Origin of the sequence: Martelella mediterranea (genome assembly GCF_004342225.1) — a bacterium.
Taxonomy (GTDB): Bacteria; Pseudomonadota; Alphaproteobacteria; order Rhizobiales; family Rhizobiaceae; genus Martelella; species Martelella mediterranea_B.
Window position 1 is genome coordinate 1 of record NZ_SMAR01000057.1, and the last position, 12381, is coordinate 12381.

The following is a 12381-nucleotide window of genomic DNA, read 5'->3' on the forward strand; positions in this document are numbered from 1 at the left end:
GGTTTTATAACTTCAATGCTTCAGTGATGAAGATGGGGCTTTACCGGGACTTTCGCAAAGATGATCCCGACCAGCCGGGCTTCATTCGCTTTGCCAGTGGCCTTGGCGATGATTTTTTCCAGCAGGCGACTTCTGAAGTGCGCATTCAGGAAAAGGATCGCAACGGTTATCCGCGCTGGCGGTGGAAGCTGCCGGACGGACAGCGCAACGAGGTTCTGGATATGCTGAACCAGTCGCGGGCTGCAGCCATTCGGCTTGGTGTTCCTTACTGGAGCGATGATGAATGGGATGCCCGGGCTGAAGCGCTTTCAAAGAAAGAGCCGGAAGCGCAGGGCGATCTTGAGGATCTGATCGGCAGTCTTGCAACAGCGGTTAATGCGGTCAGTCAGGCGGGAAAACCAGAGCCGGATAACAGACCATCAGATCGCGTGGCGGCTGCCATGCGCCGGGCAGAACGTGCGCACCAGCGAAACCAGCAGGACTGAGAATGGCACCTTTGACAGACGAACGGCTGACGCTGGAAACCCGGCTCGGCGAGGCGAAACTTGCACTTCACAAACTTGAGACCGGCCAGAGCGCTGTGACGCTTTCCTATGATGGCGAGAGCATCACTTATAGCGGGGCGGATCGGGCATCACTCAGGGCTTACATCCGCAGCCTTGAAACACAGCTTGGGCTTCGCCGGTCAGGACGCCCACGCGGGCGGGGAGTAATCTTCGGATGACAGTGGAAATTTATGGACCGGACAGTCAGCCGCTTCCCTCCGGGTTGCGTCAGGCCGCCCGGATGCAGGCTGCACGCAATCGGCAAATGGCAGCAACAGTCTCAGGTGAGACGGTGACCCGGGCCGCCTATCAGGGTGCATCCTATGATCATCCAAGTTTTGCCGGATGGCGTGCAGGCAACTATTCCGGCCAGTCAGCGCTTTCGCAATCACGCTCGACGCTGGTTGACCGCCTGAACGATGTCGCGCGCAATGACGGCTGGGGTGCGGCAGGCACTTCACGACTTGTCGATAATATCATCGGGGCAGGCTGGAAGCTTGCAGCGCGGCCCAACCACACGACGCTGAACCTCACCTTTGACCAGGCCGAAGAGGTGGCATCACAGATTGAGGGGCTTTGGCGGGATTATACGCAGGACGTTGATATGTGGTGCGATGCTGAGCGCACCAAGAACATGGCCGGGATCCTCGGCCTTGCGGCCAGAACGCGGTTCGGGCCTGAGGGTGAAAGCTTTGGTGTGATTGTCTGGCAGGACGATGCACCGCTGTTCCAGACGGCAGTGCACATGATCGATCCGGCTCGGTGTTCAAACCCGAAGGGAACGCTTGATAGCGAATATCTGCGTGACGGTGTCGCCATTGATGGTTATGGCGCGCCGGTCGGCTATCACTTCCGCAAAAGTCATCCCGGTGATGTCTATGCGGGCAATACGCAGCTGTGGTCATGGGAATATGTCAGCCGGGCTACCGAATGGGGCCGACCGATTGTCGTTCATGCCTTTGATCCGAAACGTCCGGGCATGACACGCGGTGCGTCTGACTGGGCGCCGATCATGCGCTCGATCAAGCAGTCAACGGATTATGAGGATTTTGAAAGTCAGGCGGCGATGCTGAATGCGATCATGGCCGCGTTTATCGAGACGCCGTTTGATCCGGAAGAAATGATGAATGCGCTTGATGCCGATGGTGGCGAAGGCACGATCGGGAAGATCTATGGCGAGATCTCCGAGGCGCAGAAAGCCTATTACGGGGCTGCGCCGATCAATCTTCCCGGTGTCCGGGTCAACACGCTTCTTCCCGGCGAAAAGGCGGAACTGACCAAGCCGGAACATCCGAATGCGAATTTTGAGGTGTTTGTGAATGCAGCCCTTCGCAAGGTCGCCTCTGCCGTGGGGCTGACCTATGAACAGCTGACCATGGACTGGAGCCAGGTGAACTATTCCTCGGCGCGTGCAGCACTTCTGGAAATCTGGCGGGGCTTTACGACGAAGAAAAGCAGCTTTGCGGCCCAGTTCATGGCCCCGATCTACCGGGCATGGCTGGAAGAAATCTTCGACAAGGGACTGATTAAACTGCCGGAAGGGGCGGTGTCGTTCGAGGAAAATCCGGCTGCATGGTGCCATGCGGACTGGATTGGTCCGGGACGCGGCTGGATTGATCCGCTGAAAGAGGCACAGGCTGCCGGTGAACGGCTCGACCGGCGACTGACGACGCTGCAACAGGAATCGGCTGAACAGGGCCGGGACTGGAAGATGGATGCCGATCAACTCGCCCGGGAGGCGCGCTATTATGAGCGTCTTGGCCTGAAACATCCCTCAACGTTTGAAGGTTCGCGACCTGCTCGCAAAGGCGGACGACAAAACAGTGACGCGGATCCGGACACAGAGCCTGAGAACAATGTGAACGGGCGTTCGGAGAGGTCAGCACGCGCATCGCGGCATCCACTTGGCATTCCGCAGACAGGAAGGCAGAAACGATGAACTATCCCGAAATCGCCAGCCGCATGTTCAACACGGCGCTGATGCTGCAGCCTGCCAAGGCTGACACGATTGCACGGTCTTTTGCCCCGCGTGTTCTCGGGCTTCCCGATGGTGACGGTTCTGAGATGGGGCTGATCGGTGAAAAGCTCCGCAGTGAGACCGACATGTGGGGCGAGAAGTCCTATCGCGGTGTTGACCGCCCGATGGATGGCATTGGCCTGATTGAGATTGAGGGCTCGCTGGTCAACAAGGGCCGGTGGATCGGCCAATCCTGCGGTATGACCTCTTATGAAGCCATCGGCATTCAGGCCGATGATTGCCGGGCTGATGACAGCATCAAGGGTGTTGTGATCGAAGTGGACAGTTTTGGCGGTGAAGTCACCGGTGCTTTCGATTGTGCGGAAAAGATTTTTGAACTCTCGCAGGTCAAGCCAACGATTGCGGTTTTGACGGATCACGCCTGTTCTGCCGGTTATCTTCTGGCTTCTGCGGCCCGGCAGATTGTTCTGCCTTCGACCGGTCTTTGCGGATCGATCGGCGTTGTCTCTGTTCATGTCGATGTCAGTGGCTGGCTCAAGAAGGAAGGGCTGAATGTCACGATCCTGAAGGCAGGAGAACACAAGGCCGATCTGAACCCTTATGAGGCCATCCCGCAGGATGTGCTGACGCGTGAGCTGGCAGAGCTTGAAGAGCTGCGGGTGGAATTTGCCGAAACCGTTGCCCGGTTTCGTGCCGGGCGGCTTTCAAAAGACGCGGCACTGGCGACTGAAGCCGGTGTTTATCGCGGCGCAAAAGCGGTTGAGGCAGGTCTTGCCGATGCCGTTGTCCGTCCCTCGCAGGTGCTGGCCGCCTTCGGGGCTGAACTTGGCCGGGCGGCCTGATCTTTAAAACTTCAAAACAAGGAAAGCGACTATGTCGAATGTCACGCGCGGTCTGACCGCCAGCGTGCTCGCAGCCATGCGCGGTGGGCAGGCCAACACACATATGGAAGACGATCCTGAAAAGGACAATCCGGCAGGAGAGCTGGAAACCGAAACCACCGATCCGGATGCTGAAGGCGAAGAAACTGACCCCGACGCTGAAGGTGAGGGGGCGCCGGGTGATGAACCTGAACCAGAAGACAAACAGGATACTTCGGCCAGCCGGTCGGCCCGGGCGGATGAGCGTTCCCGCATTCAGGCGGTCCTGACACATCCCAAAGCCGGGGCCAATGCAGAGCTGGCATCGCATCTGGCGTTCAAGACCACCTATTCGGCCAAAGAAGCGATGGCGATCCTTGATGCGTCTTCCCCGTCGGCTTCGACCGGTGGCAATCGTCTTGCCGGACGTATGGCGGGCAAGACCCCGAAACTTGGCGCCGGTGGTGCGCCTTCCGCTCAATCCGAAAAGCAGTCTCTGCTGGCAGCCGTCGGCGGTGTCATCAATGCGCGGCATGGCCGCCCTTCCAATGGAGAATAATCTCATGGCAACAGCACGTTTTGCCCCCAATGACCTGATTGTCAGTGACATTCAGGTGGTCACCCGCACAGTCACGATTGCCAGTGGGCAGACGCTCGATCGTGGTGCTGTGCTTGGTGAGATTGCCGCTGACGGAAAGCACACACTGTCACTGGCGGCATCGGAGGATGGCTCGGAAGTCCCCGACTGTGTGCTTGCCTTCGATGTTGAAGCGACCGGCGCTGACGTTGAGGCACAGGCCTATTTTGGCGGTGCTTTTGATGCCGCAAAGCTGACCTTCGGCGCCGGGCATGATGCGGCAAGCGTTGAACAGGCCTTCCGTCATGCCGGTGCAGCCCTGTTCGTGCGCCATCTCGATTAAGGCCGCTTCCGCCACTTTCCCAAAGATACACAGGATATCAATCTGATGAGTGAACTTCTTCTCAATACGGCGGAACTGGTCACGGTTCTGCCGCCGCGCGACCGGGCAGAAGCATTTCTGCGCAATCGCTATTTTGGCACGACCGTTCTTTCCGAACAGGAAGAGATCGTGTTTGACAAGATCCTGCCGGATCGTGAGCTTGCCCCGTTCGTGCATCCCGATGTGCCGGGCAAGGATGCTGCCAATCGCGGTTTCCAGGCCACCAGCCTGAAACCGGCCTATGTCAAACCGCAGAACACGTTGCGTCCATCGGGCAGTCTGATCCGGATGCCGGGTGAACGTCCCGGCGGGGCGATGTCGCCGGAGCAGCGCCATGCCTATAACATCGCCCAGATCATTGATGATCAGGACATGCGCATCACCCGGCGTGAAGAGCATATGTGCTCTGAAGTCATCCGCACTGGCAAGGTGATTGTTGAGGGTGAGGACTATCCCACGCAAACGGTGGACTTTCAGCGTGATGCAGCGCTGACAATCGCGCTTTCCGGTGCGGCCCGCTGGGGCGAAAACGGTGTCGATCCTTATGACGATGTCGAAAACTGGATTGAGCTTCTGGCGCTGACATCCGGCTTTACCGGTCGTGAGGTGGTGCTGGGGCCGGGGGCTGCGACGCTGCTCAAACGCTCTGAACGGTTCCAGAAAATTCTTGATAACCGCCGTCAGGCTGGTGGCAGCATGGAGTTCGGGCCGGTCTCGACCGGGGCGGAAGGCAAATACTCTGCTGTTCTCGGGCAGATCGGCGAAGTCACGTTCATTCAGTATTCGCAAAGCTACACGCTGGGTGGCGTCAAAGGCAATTTCTGGCCGTCTTATGGGGTCGGTGTCATCGACCCGCAGGGCTTTATGGGCCACTTCGGTTATGGCGCTATTCTGGATGATCAGGCTTTGCTGCCGATGGAACGTTTTCCGGACATGTGGCGGGAGAAAAATCCATCGCGCACGGTGCTGCAGACGCAGGCCGCGCCGTTGCCGATTGCGCCGGATCCTGATGCCAGCCTGTTTGCGCTGGTTCGCTGATGATCCCGGGCGGGCTTAAAGCCTGCCCGTCTTTCTCCCTTAAAAAAGCAGAGTTAAAACAATGGCGAATACACGCAAGTTCAACACGACTGTGAAGCTCGGGTCCAAAACCTATGCACCGGGTGAAGACGTTCCGATCTCGAAAAACGGCCTGAGTGAAGCGGATGCTGACAACCTCGATCAGATCTTCGGCAAGTGGCGGGCACCGGAGGGCGATGCTGTCGACAAACGCATCACGGCCTTGACGGAAGAACGTGACACGCTGGCCGATCAGGTCACGGCACTGAAGGCAGAAGCAAAGCCGCTGGCCGATCTGAAAGCCGAACGCGACAGTCTTGCCGAACAGGTGCGGGCTTTGACGTCTGAGCGCGATGAACTGACCAAAGAGCGCGATCAGGCGCTGGAGGATAATGCCACGCTGTCGGAGGCACTGAAAGCGCTTCAGAACGAAGAAAAGGGCAACGATGTCACCACGAAAGACGGCAGCAAGGCATGAGGATCAACCGGCCAGCCGTCTTTGCCGGAATGGGACCGGCCTTTGCTGGCGCGTTCAGCAATGTCGATTGCCGGTTCACCATCGATGGTGTGCTGCAGCCTGAAACCTCTCGCGGGATTCTGCGGCAGAAACGTGAGCTTGAGTTTGCGGATGAATATGGACGTCAGGACGTTGAAGCGGTCACGCATGTTCTGTCCGTTCCGGCGACAGGCCTTGAAGCGCTCGAAAGTGAGCGCGATCAGGTCGAGATTGATGACGCGTCTTTTGATATCCGCAATATCACCGATGATGGCCGGGCCATGCTGAAAATCTGGCTTCGCGGGGATATCTGATGGCTCACATGCGCACGAAAATCTTTGATGCGATCATCGCCCGCCTTGCGGCCATTCCGGAGTTTTCCGGCTCTGGCAAGGTCAAACGCGCCCGCACAAGCGCTATTCGCGAAAGCCAGCTTCCGGCGCTGACCGTGACCTGGGCTGAGCATCAGGAAACGGCAGATATCCGCCCGTGTTCGGGGCCGAATGGCGAGGATGGTTATGACCGGCGTTTGCCGATCGATGTCATCGCCCATTTCCAGACGGAAGAACCGGATATCGAGTTCGACCGGATCGCGGTTCTGGTCGAGACCGCGCTCGGGCAGGCCATCATGCTCGATGGTCTGGTGATTGAACTGACACTGTCAGAAAGCCGTAGCTTTATCGATCGCTCAACCGGAATTGCGCTTGGTGTCGGGGCGCTCACCTATGTGGCGGATTACAAAACGGTGGCTGCCGATCCGGCGACCGCTGCGCACTAAAGAACATCCATTCTAAATTCAGATAAGTGGAAGGACAGTCAGATGGCACTTGGCCGCGAACTGATCATCAAACGTAAAAGCAGCTCTGAGGCGTTCGACATCGTCTGCGTTGTCGAGCAGCGTTCGCTCAACATCAACAATGAGGAGGTCGACACGACCAAGCCCGATTGCGAAAACCCCGGCGGTGTTCTCAAATACTCATCAATCGGCGGTGTTCAGTCGGTGCGCTGGTCCGGTTCGGGGGCCTATGTCTCAAGTGCAACACAGGCGCTGGTGCTGCAGGATATTCTGGGGCAGACCAAGAGCGAATACCAGGTGACCGTACCATCTGTGGGAACGTTTGAAGGCCCGATGACCATGCTTTCGGCAAACTTCCAGGGGGATAAATCCGGAGAACTGACCTGCGATCTGGCAGGTGTGTTTGACGGCAGCGTTGTGTTCGCGGCGGCAAACTGATGGACGGTCTGGCAAATCCCCTTCGTGGTGAGGCTGTCGTGACGCTGGGCAAGCAGTCGGTTACACTGGCAGTGACCTTTGGCGGTCTGATGCGGTTATCGCAGGCTATTGGGGCCAAAACGATGGATGAGATCTATCAGCGGCTATTGGGTTTTGAGCCCTTCGCCGTTTCCTGCGCTATCCGTTGTCTTGCCGTGGCTGAGAGCGATGACCAGCGTTCGGAGCTTTCAGCCCGTATCCTTTCAGAACGGAATATCTCGGCGGCTGATCAGAAGAGCTGGCGGGATGGCATCGAGCAGGCACTGACCGCCCATATCGAAAAGGGGCAGGCGGTTCGCGAAACCGTCTCTGTCTCAGAAGAGGTGGAGGCGGCTGTTACCGGAAAAAAGCGTCAGACAGCGTCCTGATTGCAGACCATATCAGGACGCTGTTTCAGATCGCGGTGACAGCAGAGCGGCTTCAGTGGTCGCCGCCCACCTTCTGGACGGCAACCGCCTTAGAGCTTTCCATGGCGATTGATGCCATCACCGGTCAAACGAAGTCTGCTTCGCCGGTCAGCCGGGACCGGATCCGGGCCATCATGGCCGAACACGGTTCGCAGAAGTCCATTCGCAACAAGGCAGAACACCGATGAGCAGGCCAGATATTCCTGTCAGAATTGGCGCTGACGACCGTGAGTTCAGAAGTGCCATGACCCGCATTCGTCTTCAGGCGCGAACGACCGCAAATGATACGGCCAGTTCGTTCCTGTCGATCAAGAACAAGATCGGCGGTGTCGATGGTATCTTTGGCATGCTGGCCGGTGGTCCGGGCGGTCTTGCTGCTTCGCTGGGGCTTGGCTCATTTGTCGCTGCCACACAGCAGGCGGTTGATTCTGTTGCCAACCTTGGCAAAGCCGCCAAAACGGCAGGCATAGAGTTTGAGGCGTTTCAGGAGCTGCGCTATGCGGCCGTGAAAAACAAGGTTGAAGTTGATGCCCTGACCGACGGCCTGAAAGAGATGCAGCTTCGCGCTGATGAGTTCATCAAAACCGGTGGCGGCCCAGCGGCAGAATCGTTTCAGCGTCTCGGCCTGTCTGCCCGTCAGCTGACGCGGATGCTCGAGGATCCTGCATCCATGTTTGAAAAACTGATCGGCAAGATCAGACAGCTTGATCGCGCGGCACAGATCCGTGTTCTGGATGAGATGTTCGGCGGGACAGCGGCTGAACAATTTACCTCACTCATGGATGAGGCCGGTCAGAGCATTTCCGATGCCCGTCAGGAAGCCCGAGACATGGGCGCTGTGATGGATGATGAGCTGTTGCGCAAGGCCGAAGATGTCAACGCGGAATGGGATGCCATGGCGCTGGTGATCGGAACCCGCGTCAAAGGCAGCCTGGTCGAAATCGCTGATCTGGTTTCCGGCCTGATTACCAGCCTTGGCCAGTTCACCAGCCAGCTTGACGAAACATTGCAGAAGGCTGGCAATGCCGGGATCTGGACTAAGATCGGAAATGGTCTCGGCATTGATATGGACCAGAACATGGTCTGGGACGATGAACAGGGGTGGATCGCGTCTGGTTCAAAAAGTGGCTCGGGCGACGGTGCGTCGAAAGGCGGTCGGGTTGTTCCCGGAGCCTCGGAACAGGATAAAGAGGATAGCTACAACGCATTGCGCGACAAGCTTGATGCCGCGCGTGAGGTGACCGAGGAGATTGACCGGCAGAATGCGCTGACAGCTGATCAGGTCGCGCTGGAGCGGGAAGTGGCGAAGCTTCGCAATCAATATGAAAAAAACGGTGCCTACTACAATGAAGATCTGTTGGTACAAAAAGCTCAGGAAACGATTGACGCCCGAAACCGCCGTCGGGAAGCAATAAAAGCCAGTCGCAGTGGCGGCGGCGGTAGTGCCGCATCGGTCGACCGGGAACGCGAAGCCGTTGAAAAGCTCATTCAGGCGCTGCAGGACGAACTGCAGATGAGCGAAATGACAGCTGAGGAAAAGAAGGTCTTCGAAAACCTGCGCCGTGCCGGTGCTGCTGCAACGGATGAGGAGCGGGCTTCAATTGAAGAGCTGACACGTGCGATTGAAGATCAAAAGGAAAAGCAGGAACAGGCCGCTGATACGGCTGATTTTTTCCGTGATACTGCCAGTGACAGTTTCATGGCGCTTATCCCGGCGATTGAGACGGGCAATGCAGCCCTCGACACACTGATCAACAAACTGATTGAGGCGGCTGCGCAGGCTGCATTGTTCGGCCAGGGGCCGCTTGCCGGAATTTTCGGCGGCGGCGCCGGGCTTTTGGGCGGGTTTCTTGGTGGCGGCGGATCCGGAATGACCAGAGGTGGTCTGCCGGTATACGGAGGCTCTATCCTCTCCGTTCTGGGCTTTCCCGCACATGAAAAGGGAACCAGCTTTGCGCAGGGCGGGGTCTCTCTTGTCGGGGAGCGCGGGCCGGAGCTGGTCAATCTTCCCCGCGGTTCTGAGGTGATCCCGAACCATCGTATTGGCTCGATGATGACAAGGTCCAGCGGTGCCAGCACCATTAACACTGTGAGCGTTGGCGATATCAATGTTTCTGTTCCAGACGGCACGGATCCGAAAGATGCAGCGGCGATGGGTCGCGAATTCAGGAAACAGATCGATGCCGCCATTGATGCGCGGCTTCAGGAAAACAGCCGCGCACGCGGTATGCTGGCCGGAGGGCCGTTCTGATGGCGGACAAATTTGAACCACCAGCCTGCCCGGTGATTTCGAGCAGAAAAAATGTCGAGTTCAAAACGCTTGAAACAGATTTTGGTGATGGGTATACGCAAAGGGCTGGCGCGGGTCTGAACTCGGAGAGTGTCACATTCGATGCCACATGGCCGGGCTTGACGGTTGCTGAGGCCGATCAGATTGAGGCTTTCTTCCGGAAGCAGCGCGGCTATATGCCATTTGAATGGACGCTGCCGAGAGAAAGCAAGTCATGGCTCTATCGCTGCAAGTCGTGGTCGCGCAACGGTGTTGGCGGTCGCCACGACACCATCACGGCAACGATTGAACGGGTTTATGACCTATGACCCTGATATCCGAAAACGCACAATCACTGGCTGCCGATGACATCATTCATCTCTATGAGCTGGATGCCTCAGTGATCGGCGGCGGGATCTATCGGTTTACATCATCGGCGTTTGAAAGTGCGCCGGTGTCGTTCGGTGGCAATGTTTTTGAACCGACACCGATTGAAACCGATGGCTGGGAAATGTCATCGCAGGGCACCATGCCACGACCAAAGCTGAAGGTCGCAAATGTGTCGGGGGTGTTGTCAGCCGTCGTCAATGAATTCGGCGATCTGGTCGGGGCGACGTTTCGGCGGATCCGAACGTTTCGCCGGTTTCTCGATGGTATGGACGATGCCGATCAGGATGCACATTTCCCGGTCGATGTTTACCGGATTGAGCAAAAGACCAATCAGAACCGGGTCTATATCGAGTGGACACTGGCTGCCGCCATGGATCAGCAGGGCAGGCGGCTTCCGGGCCGTCAGGTGATACAAAGCGCCTGTACGCATACCTATCGCCGCTATGATCCGGAAACCGGTTCGTTCGATTATTCGAAGGCGACATGTCCTTATGCCGGATCGGCCTGTTTCGATGCGAAAGGCAATCCAGTTTCCGCGTCAGAAGATCGTTGCAGCAAGCTTTTGCAGTCCGGCTGTGTGAAGCGTTTCGGCCATGGCGATCTGCCGACACGGGCGTTTCCAGGTGTCGGGCGGGCAAACACTTAAGAAAGCTGACAATCATGTTTGATGATGATGTTGCGCGGCAAGCCCGTGCGCATGCGCTCGACGTCTGGCCGCAGGAAGCCTGCGGGGTGGTCTCCGGTGGTCGTTATATCCGTGTGCCAAACATTGCTGAGGATCCGGAGAACGCCTTTGAAATGCCCGCCGATGCCTGGCTGAATTATGCGCCGCAAGCTGTCATTCACAGCCACAACGCAAAAATCCATCCGCACTGGCCGTCGAAGGGCGATATGGAAACCCAGATCGCGACCGGGCTGCCATTCGGGATTATCAGCTGTGATGGTGAAGTGACCACGCCGGTTTTATGGTGGGGCGATCACTGCCTCGATACACCGCTTCTGGGCCGGTCATTCGTGCCGGGTATTTTTGATTGTTACGGGCTTGTGCGCAGCTGGTACTGGCAGGAACGCTGTGTCCGGCTACCGGATTTTGCCCGCTCAAAAAACTGGTGGGAAGATGGCGATCATCTGCTGACCGCTCATTTCGAGGAGGCGGGCTTTATGGCAATTGACGCCAGTGAAGCCCGCCCCGGCGATGTGTTCTTCATGCGGCTGGTCTCGAAGGTGCCGTGTCATTCCGGCATTCTTCTGGATGACAGTCTTTGCCTGCATCACCTCGACGGTCGGCTGTCACGGCGTGAGCCGGTCGGGCCGTGGCTGAAACGGATCACGCATTGGGTGCGCTACGGCAGCTGAAGCGGAACGGCGATCAGAAACGCGCCTTCGGCAAGATCGCGGGCCACGTCATCATCTGCACGAACAGCATCCAGTGATCGGGCTTCGGGCAGTGCCTCACCTTCGAGATGAAGGGCAAGGGCTTCGCTCGCATTGGTCAGAATATCATTCCTATCGTCAGCTGCCGAAAAGCAGCCGGGCACATCAGGAAAGTGCACACCAAAAGCACTGTCGCCTTGCTGATGCACAACGGCGATGTAATGCGCCAACGGCGGAGCCTCGTTATACTGTTCGCAAATCATGTGAATTCAATCTCCGGTATGGCGTCCAGCTCAGCTTTCAGGGCCGTTGCTTGCGTCTTTAAATCGTAGCTTGCCTGCATGTTCAGCCAGAACTCCGGTGTCGTGCGGAAGAACTTTGCCAGCCGAAGCGCCGTGTCAGTCGTAGCCGCTGTTTGTTCCGTTGCAATGCGTTCGATGCGCGTACGCGGAACATGCAGTTGCTTTGCAAGCGCTCCGGCGCTCATGCCAAGCGGGATCAGATATTCTTCGCGGAGAATTTCACCTGGGTGAACCGGGGGCAGGGCTGTGCGCATCATTCGATCCATTATGCAGAATGACGGTGTTCGAGCAGGTATCGCACAGCCAGCCCGACATGGCGCGGTATCGGCCTGTCTTTGGCATAGTAAGCCACCTGACGCCGTGACAGTTCAAGCGCACGCGCCATACCATCCAGCGTCTGATCGAGTTCGCTCATTGCGTTGCGGAAATCGTCATTCGTGAATTCAGCCGGGGGCAGGGCTTCAAGCCACAT

19 protein-coding genes and 1 pseudogene are annotated in these 12381 nt (G+C 57.5%); 17 read left to right on the forward strand and 3 right to left on the reverse strand.

What is annotated here, in order from left to right; translation table 11 throughout:
• The 17 genes from EDC90_RS19460 to EDC90_RS19535 form a co-directional block, all read left to right on the forward strand.
• On the forward strand, positions 1–485 hold a 485-nt coding region (locus EDC90_RS19460; RefSeq protein ID WP_207903971.1), incomplete at its 5' end, for a terminase gpA endonuclease subunit.
• Between the two features lie 2 nt (positions 486–487).
• Positions 488–724: a gpW family head-tail joining protein gene (gene gpW, locus EDC90_RS19465; protein ID WP_132314196.1), complete on the forward strand. Its 237-nt coding sequence runs from the start codon at positions 488–490 to the stop codon at positions 722–724.
• Positions 721–2484: a phage portal protein gene (locus EDC90_RS19470; RefSeq protein WP_132314197.1), complete on the forward strand. Its 1764-nt coding sequence runs from the start codon at positions 721–723 to the stop codon at positions 2482–2484. The genes gpW and EDC90_RS19470 overlap by 4 nt, the downstream gene beginning before the upstream one ends.
• Positions 2481–3365 carry a S49 family peptidase gene (locus tag EDC90_RS19475; protein WP_245511143.1) on the forward strand — a complete coding sequence of 295 codons (885 nt, stop codon included), beginning with the start codon at positions 2481–2483 and terminating at the stop codon, positions 3363–3365. Before EDC90_RS19470 ends, EDC90_RS19475 begins: the two co-directional genes overlap by 4 nt.
• Before the next feature lie 31 nt (positions 3366–3396).
• A complete protein-coding gene (locus tag EDC90_RS19480) occupies positions 3397–3942 on the forward strand; it encodes a hypothetical protein (RefSeq protein WP_132314198.1) in 546 nt (181 codons plus the stop codon).
• A gap of 4 nt (positions 3943–3946) precedes the next feature.
• On the forward strand, positions 3947–4303 hold the full coding sequence (locus EDC90_RS19485; RefSeq protein ID WP_132314199.1) for a head decoration protein: 357 nt from the start codon (positions 3947–3949) through the stop codon (positions 4301–4303).
• A gap of 45 nt (positions 4304–4348) precedes the next feature.
• The gene (locus EDC90_RS19490; protein ID WP_132314200.1) at positions 4349–5380 is read left to right on the forward strand and encodes a major capsid protein; all 1032 of its coding nucleotides are present in this window, start codon (positions 4349–4351) and stop codon (positions 5378–5380) included.
• 61 nt (positions 5381–5441) lie between these two features.
• Positions 5442–5876, forward strand: coding sequence for a hypothetical protein (locus EDC90_RS19495; protein WP_132314201.1), 435 nt, complete (start codon positions 5442–5444; stop codon positions 5874–5876).
• On the forward strand, positions 5873–6208 hold the full coding sequence (locus EDC90_RS19500; RefSeq protein WP_132314202.1) for a head-tail joining protein: 336 nt from the start codon (positions 5873–5875) through the stop codon (positions 6206–6208). Before EDC90_RS19495 ends, EDC90_RS19500 begins: the two co-directional genes overlap by 4 nt.
• An 8-nt stretch (positions 6209–6216) precedes the next feature.
• On the forward strand, positions 6217–6672 hold the full coding sequence (locus tag EDC90_RS19505; protein ID WP_245511144.1) for a hypothetical protein: 456 nt from the start codon (positions 6217–6219) through the stop codon (positions 6670–6672).
• Between the two features lie 42 nt (positions 6673–6714).
• Positions 6715–7128, forward strand: coding sequence for a phage tail tube protein (locus EDC90_RS19510; RefSeq protein ID WP_132314204.1), 414 nt, complete (start codon positions 6715–6717; stop codon positions 7126–7128).
• A complete protein-coding gene (locus EDC90_RS20980; protein WP_165972908.1) occupies positions 7128–7535 on the forward strand; it encodes a hypothetical protein in 408 nt (135 codons plus the stop codon). Before EDC90_RS19510 ends, EDC90_RS20980 begins: the two co-directional genes overlap by 1 nt.
• 35 nt (positions 7536–7570) lie before the next feature.
• Entirely contained in the window at positions 7571–7762 is a 192-nt protein-coding gene (locus tag EDC90_RS20985; protein WP_165972909.1) for a phage tail assembly chaperone, read from the forward strand.
• Complete coding sequence (locus EDC90_RS19520) at positions 7759–9825, forward strand: phage tail tape measure protein (RefSeq protein WP_132314206.1); 2067 nt, start codon at positions 7759–7761, stop codon at positions 9823–9825. Before EDC90_RS20985 ends, EDC90_RS19520 begins: the two co-directional genes overlap by 4 nt.
• Positions 9825–10172: a phage tail protein gene (locus tag EDC90_RS19525; RefSeq protein ID WP_132314207.1), complete on the forward strand. Its 348-nt coding sequence runs from the start codon at positions 9825–9827 to the stop codon at positions 10170–10172. The genes EDC90_RS19520 and EDC90_RS19525 overlap by 1 nt, the downstream gene beginning before the upstream one ends.
• Positions 10169–10879: a phage minor tail protein L gene (locus EDC90_RS19530; protein ID WP_132314208.1), complete on the forward strand. Its 711-nt coding sequence runs from the start codon at positions 10169–10171 to the stop codon at positions 10877–10879. The genes EDC90_RS19525 and EDC90_RS19530 overlap by 4 nt, the downstream gene beginning before the upstream one ends.
• Before the next feature lie 14 nt (positions 10880–10893).
• Entirely contained in the window at positions 10894–11589 is a 696-nt protein-coding gene (locus EDC90_RS19535) for an NlpC/P60 family protein (RefSeq protein WP_132314209.1), read from the forward strand.
• Here the strand turns inward: EDC90_RS19535 and EDC90_RS19540 are convergent.
• From EDC90_RS19540 to EDC90_RS20990, 3 genes and pseudogenes are all read right to left on the reverse strand, one after another.
• Positions 11577–11870: a type II toxin-antitoxin system HicB family antitoxin gene (locus tag EDC90_RS19540; RefSeq protein ID WP_245511145.1), complete on the reverse strand. Its 294-nt coding sequence runs from the start codon at positions 11868–11870 to the stop codon at positions 11577–11579. The genes EDC90_RS19535 and EDC90_RS19540 overlap by 13 nt on opposite strands.
• Positions 11867–12163: a HigA family addiction module antitoxin gene (locus EDC90_RS19545; RefSeq protein WP_132314210.1), complete on the reverse strand. Its 297-nt coding sequence runs from the start codon at positions 12161–12163 to the stop codon at positions 11867–11869. Before EDC90_RS19545 ends, EDC90_RS19540 begins: the two co-directional genes overlap by 4 nt.
• 11 nt (positions 12164–12174) lie before the next feature.
• A pseudogene (locus EDC90_RS20990) lies at positions 12175–12381 on the reverse strand (hypothetical protein); the annotation flags it as partial.

Coding starts and splice junctions, on each gene's coding strand:
- gpW (WP_132314196.1), top strand. CDS start 488: ATGGCACCTTTGACAGACGAACGGCTGACGCTGGAAACCCGGCTCGGC.
- EDC90_RS19470 (WP_132314197.1), top strand. CDS start 721: ATGACAGTGGAAATTTATGGACCGGACAGTCAGCCGCTTCCCTCCGGG.
- EDC90_RS19475 (WP_245511143.1), top strand. CDS start 2,481: ATGAACTATCCCGAAATCGCCAGCCGCATGTTCAACACGGCGCTGATG.
- EDC90_RS19480 (WP_132314198.1), top strand. CDS start 3,397: ATGTCGAATGTCACGCGCGGTCTGACCGCCAGCGTGCTCGCAGCCATG.
- EDC90_RS19485 (WP_132314199.1), top strand. CDS start 3,947: ATGGCAACAGCACGTTTTGCCCCCAATGACCTGATTGTCAGTGACATT.
- EDC90_RS19490 (WP_132314200.1), top strand. CDS start 4,349: ATGAGTGAACTTCTTCTCAATACGGCGGAACTGGTCACGGTTCTGCCG.
- EDC90_RS19495 (WP_132314201.1), top strand. CDS start 5,442: ATGGCGAATACACGCAAGTTCAACACGACTGTGAAGCTCGGGTCCAAA.
- EDC90_RS19500 (WP_132314202.1), top strand. CDS start 5,873: ATGAGGATCAACCGGCCAGCCGTCTTTGCCGGAATGGGACCGGCCTTT.
- EDC90_RS19505 (WP_245511144.1), top strand. CDS start 6,217: ATGCGCACGAAAATCTTTGATGCGATCATCGCCCGCCTTGCGGCCATT.
- EDC90_RS19510 (WP_132314204.1), top strand. CDS start 6,715: ATGGCACTTGGCCGCGAACTGATCATCAAACGTAAAAGCAGCTCTGAG.
- EDC90_RS20980 (WP_165972908.1), top strand. CDS start 7,128: ATGGACGGTCTGGCAAATCCCCTTCGTGGTGAGGCTGTCGTGACGCTG.
- EDC90_RS19520 (WP_132314206.1), top strand. CDS start 7,759: ATGAGCAGGCCAGATATTCCTGTCAGAATTGGCGCTGACGACCGTGAG.
- EDC90_RS19525 (WP_132314207.1), top strand. CDS start 9,825: ATGGCGGACAAATTTGAACCACCAGCCTGCCCGGTGATTTCGAGCAGA.
- EDC90_RS19530 (WP_132314208.1), top strand. CDS start 10,169: ATGACCCTGATATCCGAAAACGCACAATCACTGGCTGCCGATGACATC.
- EDC90_RS19535 (WP_132314209.1), top strand. CDS start 10,894: ATGTTTGATGATGATGTTGCGCGGCAAGCCCGTGCGCATGCGCTCGAC.
- EDC90_RS19540 (WP_245511145.1), bottom strand. CDS start 11,870: ATGATTTGCGAACAGTATAACGAGGCTCCGCCGTTGGCGCATTACATC.
- EDC90_RS19545 (WP_132314210.1), bottom strand. CDS start 12,163: ATGCGCACAGCCCTGCCCCCGGTTCACCCAGGTGAAATTCTCCGCGAA.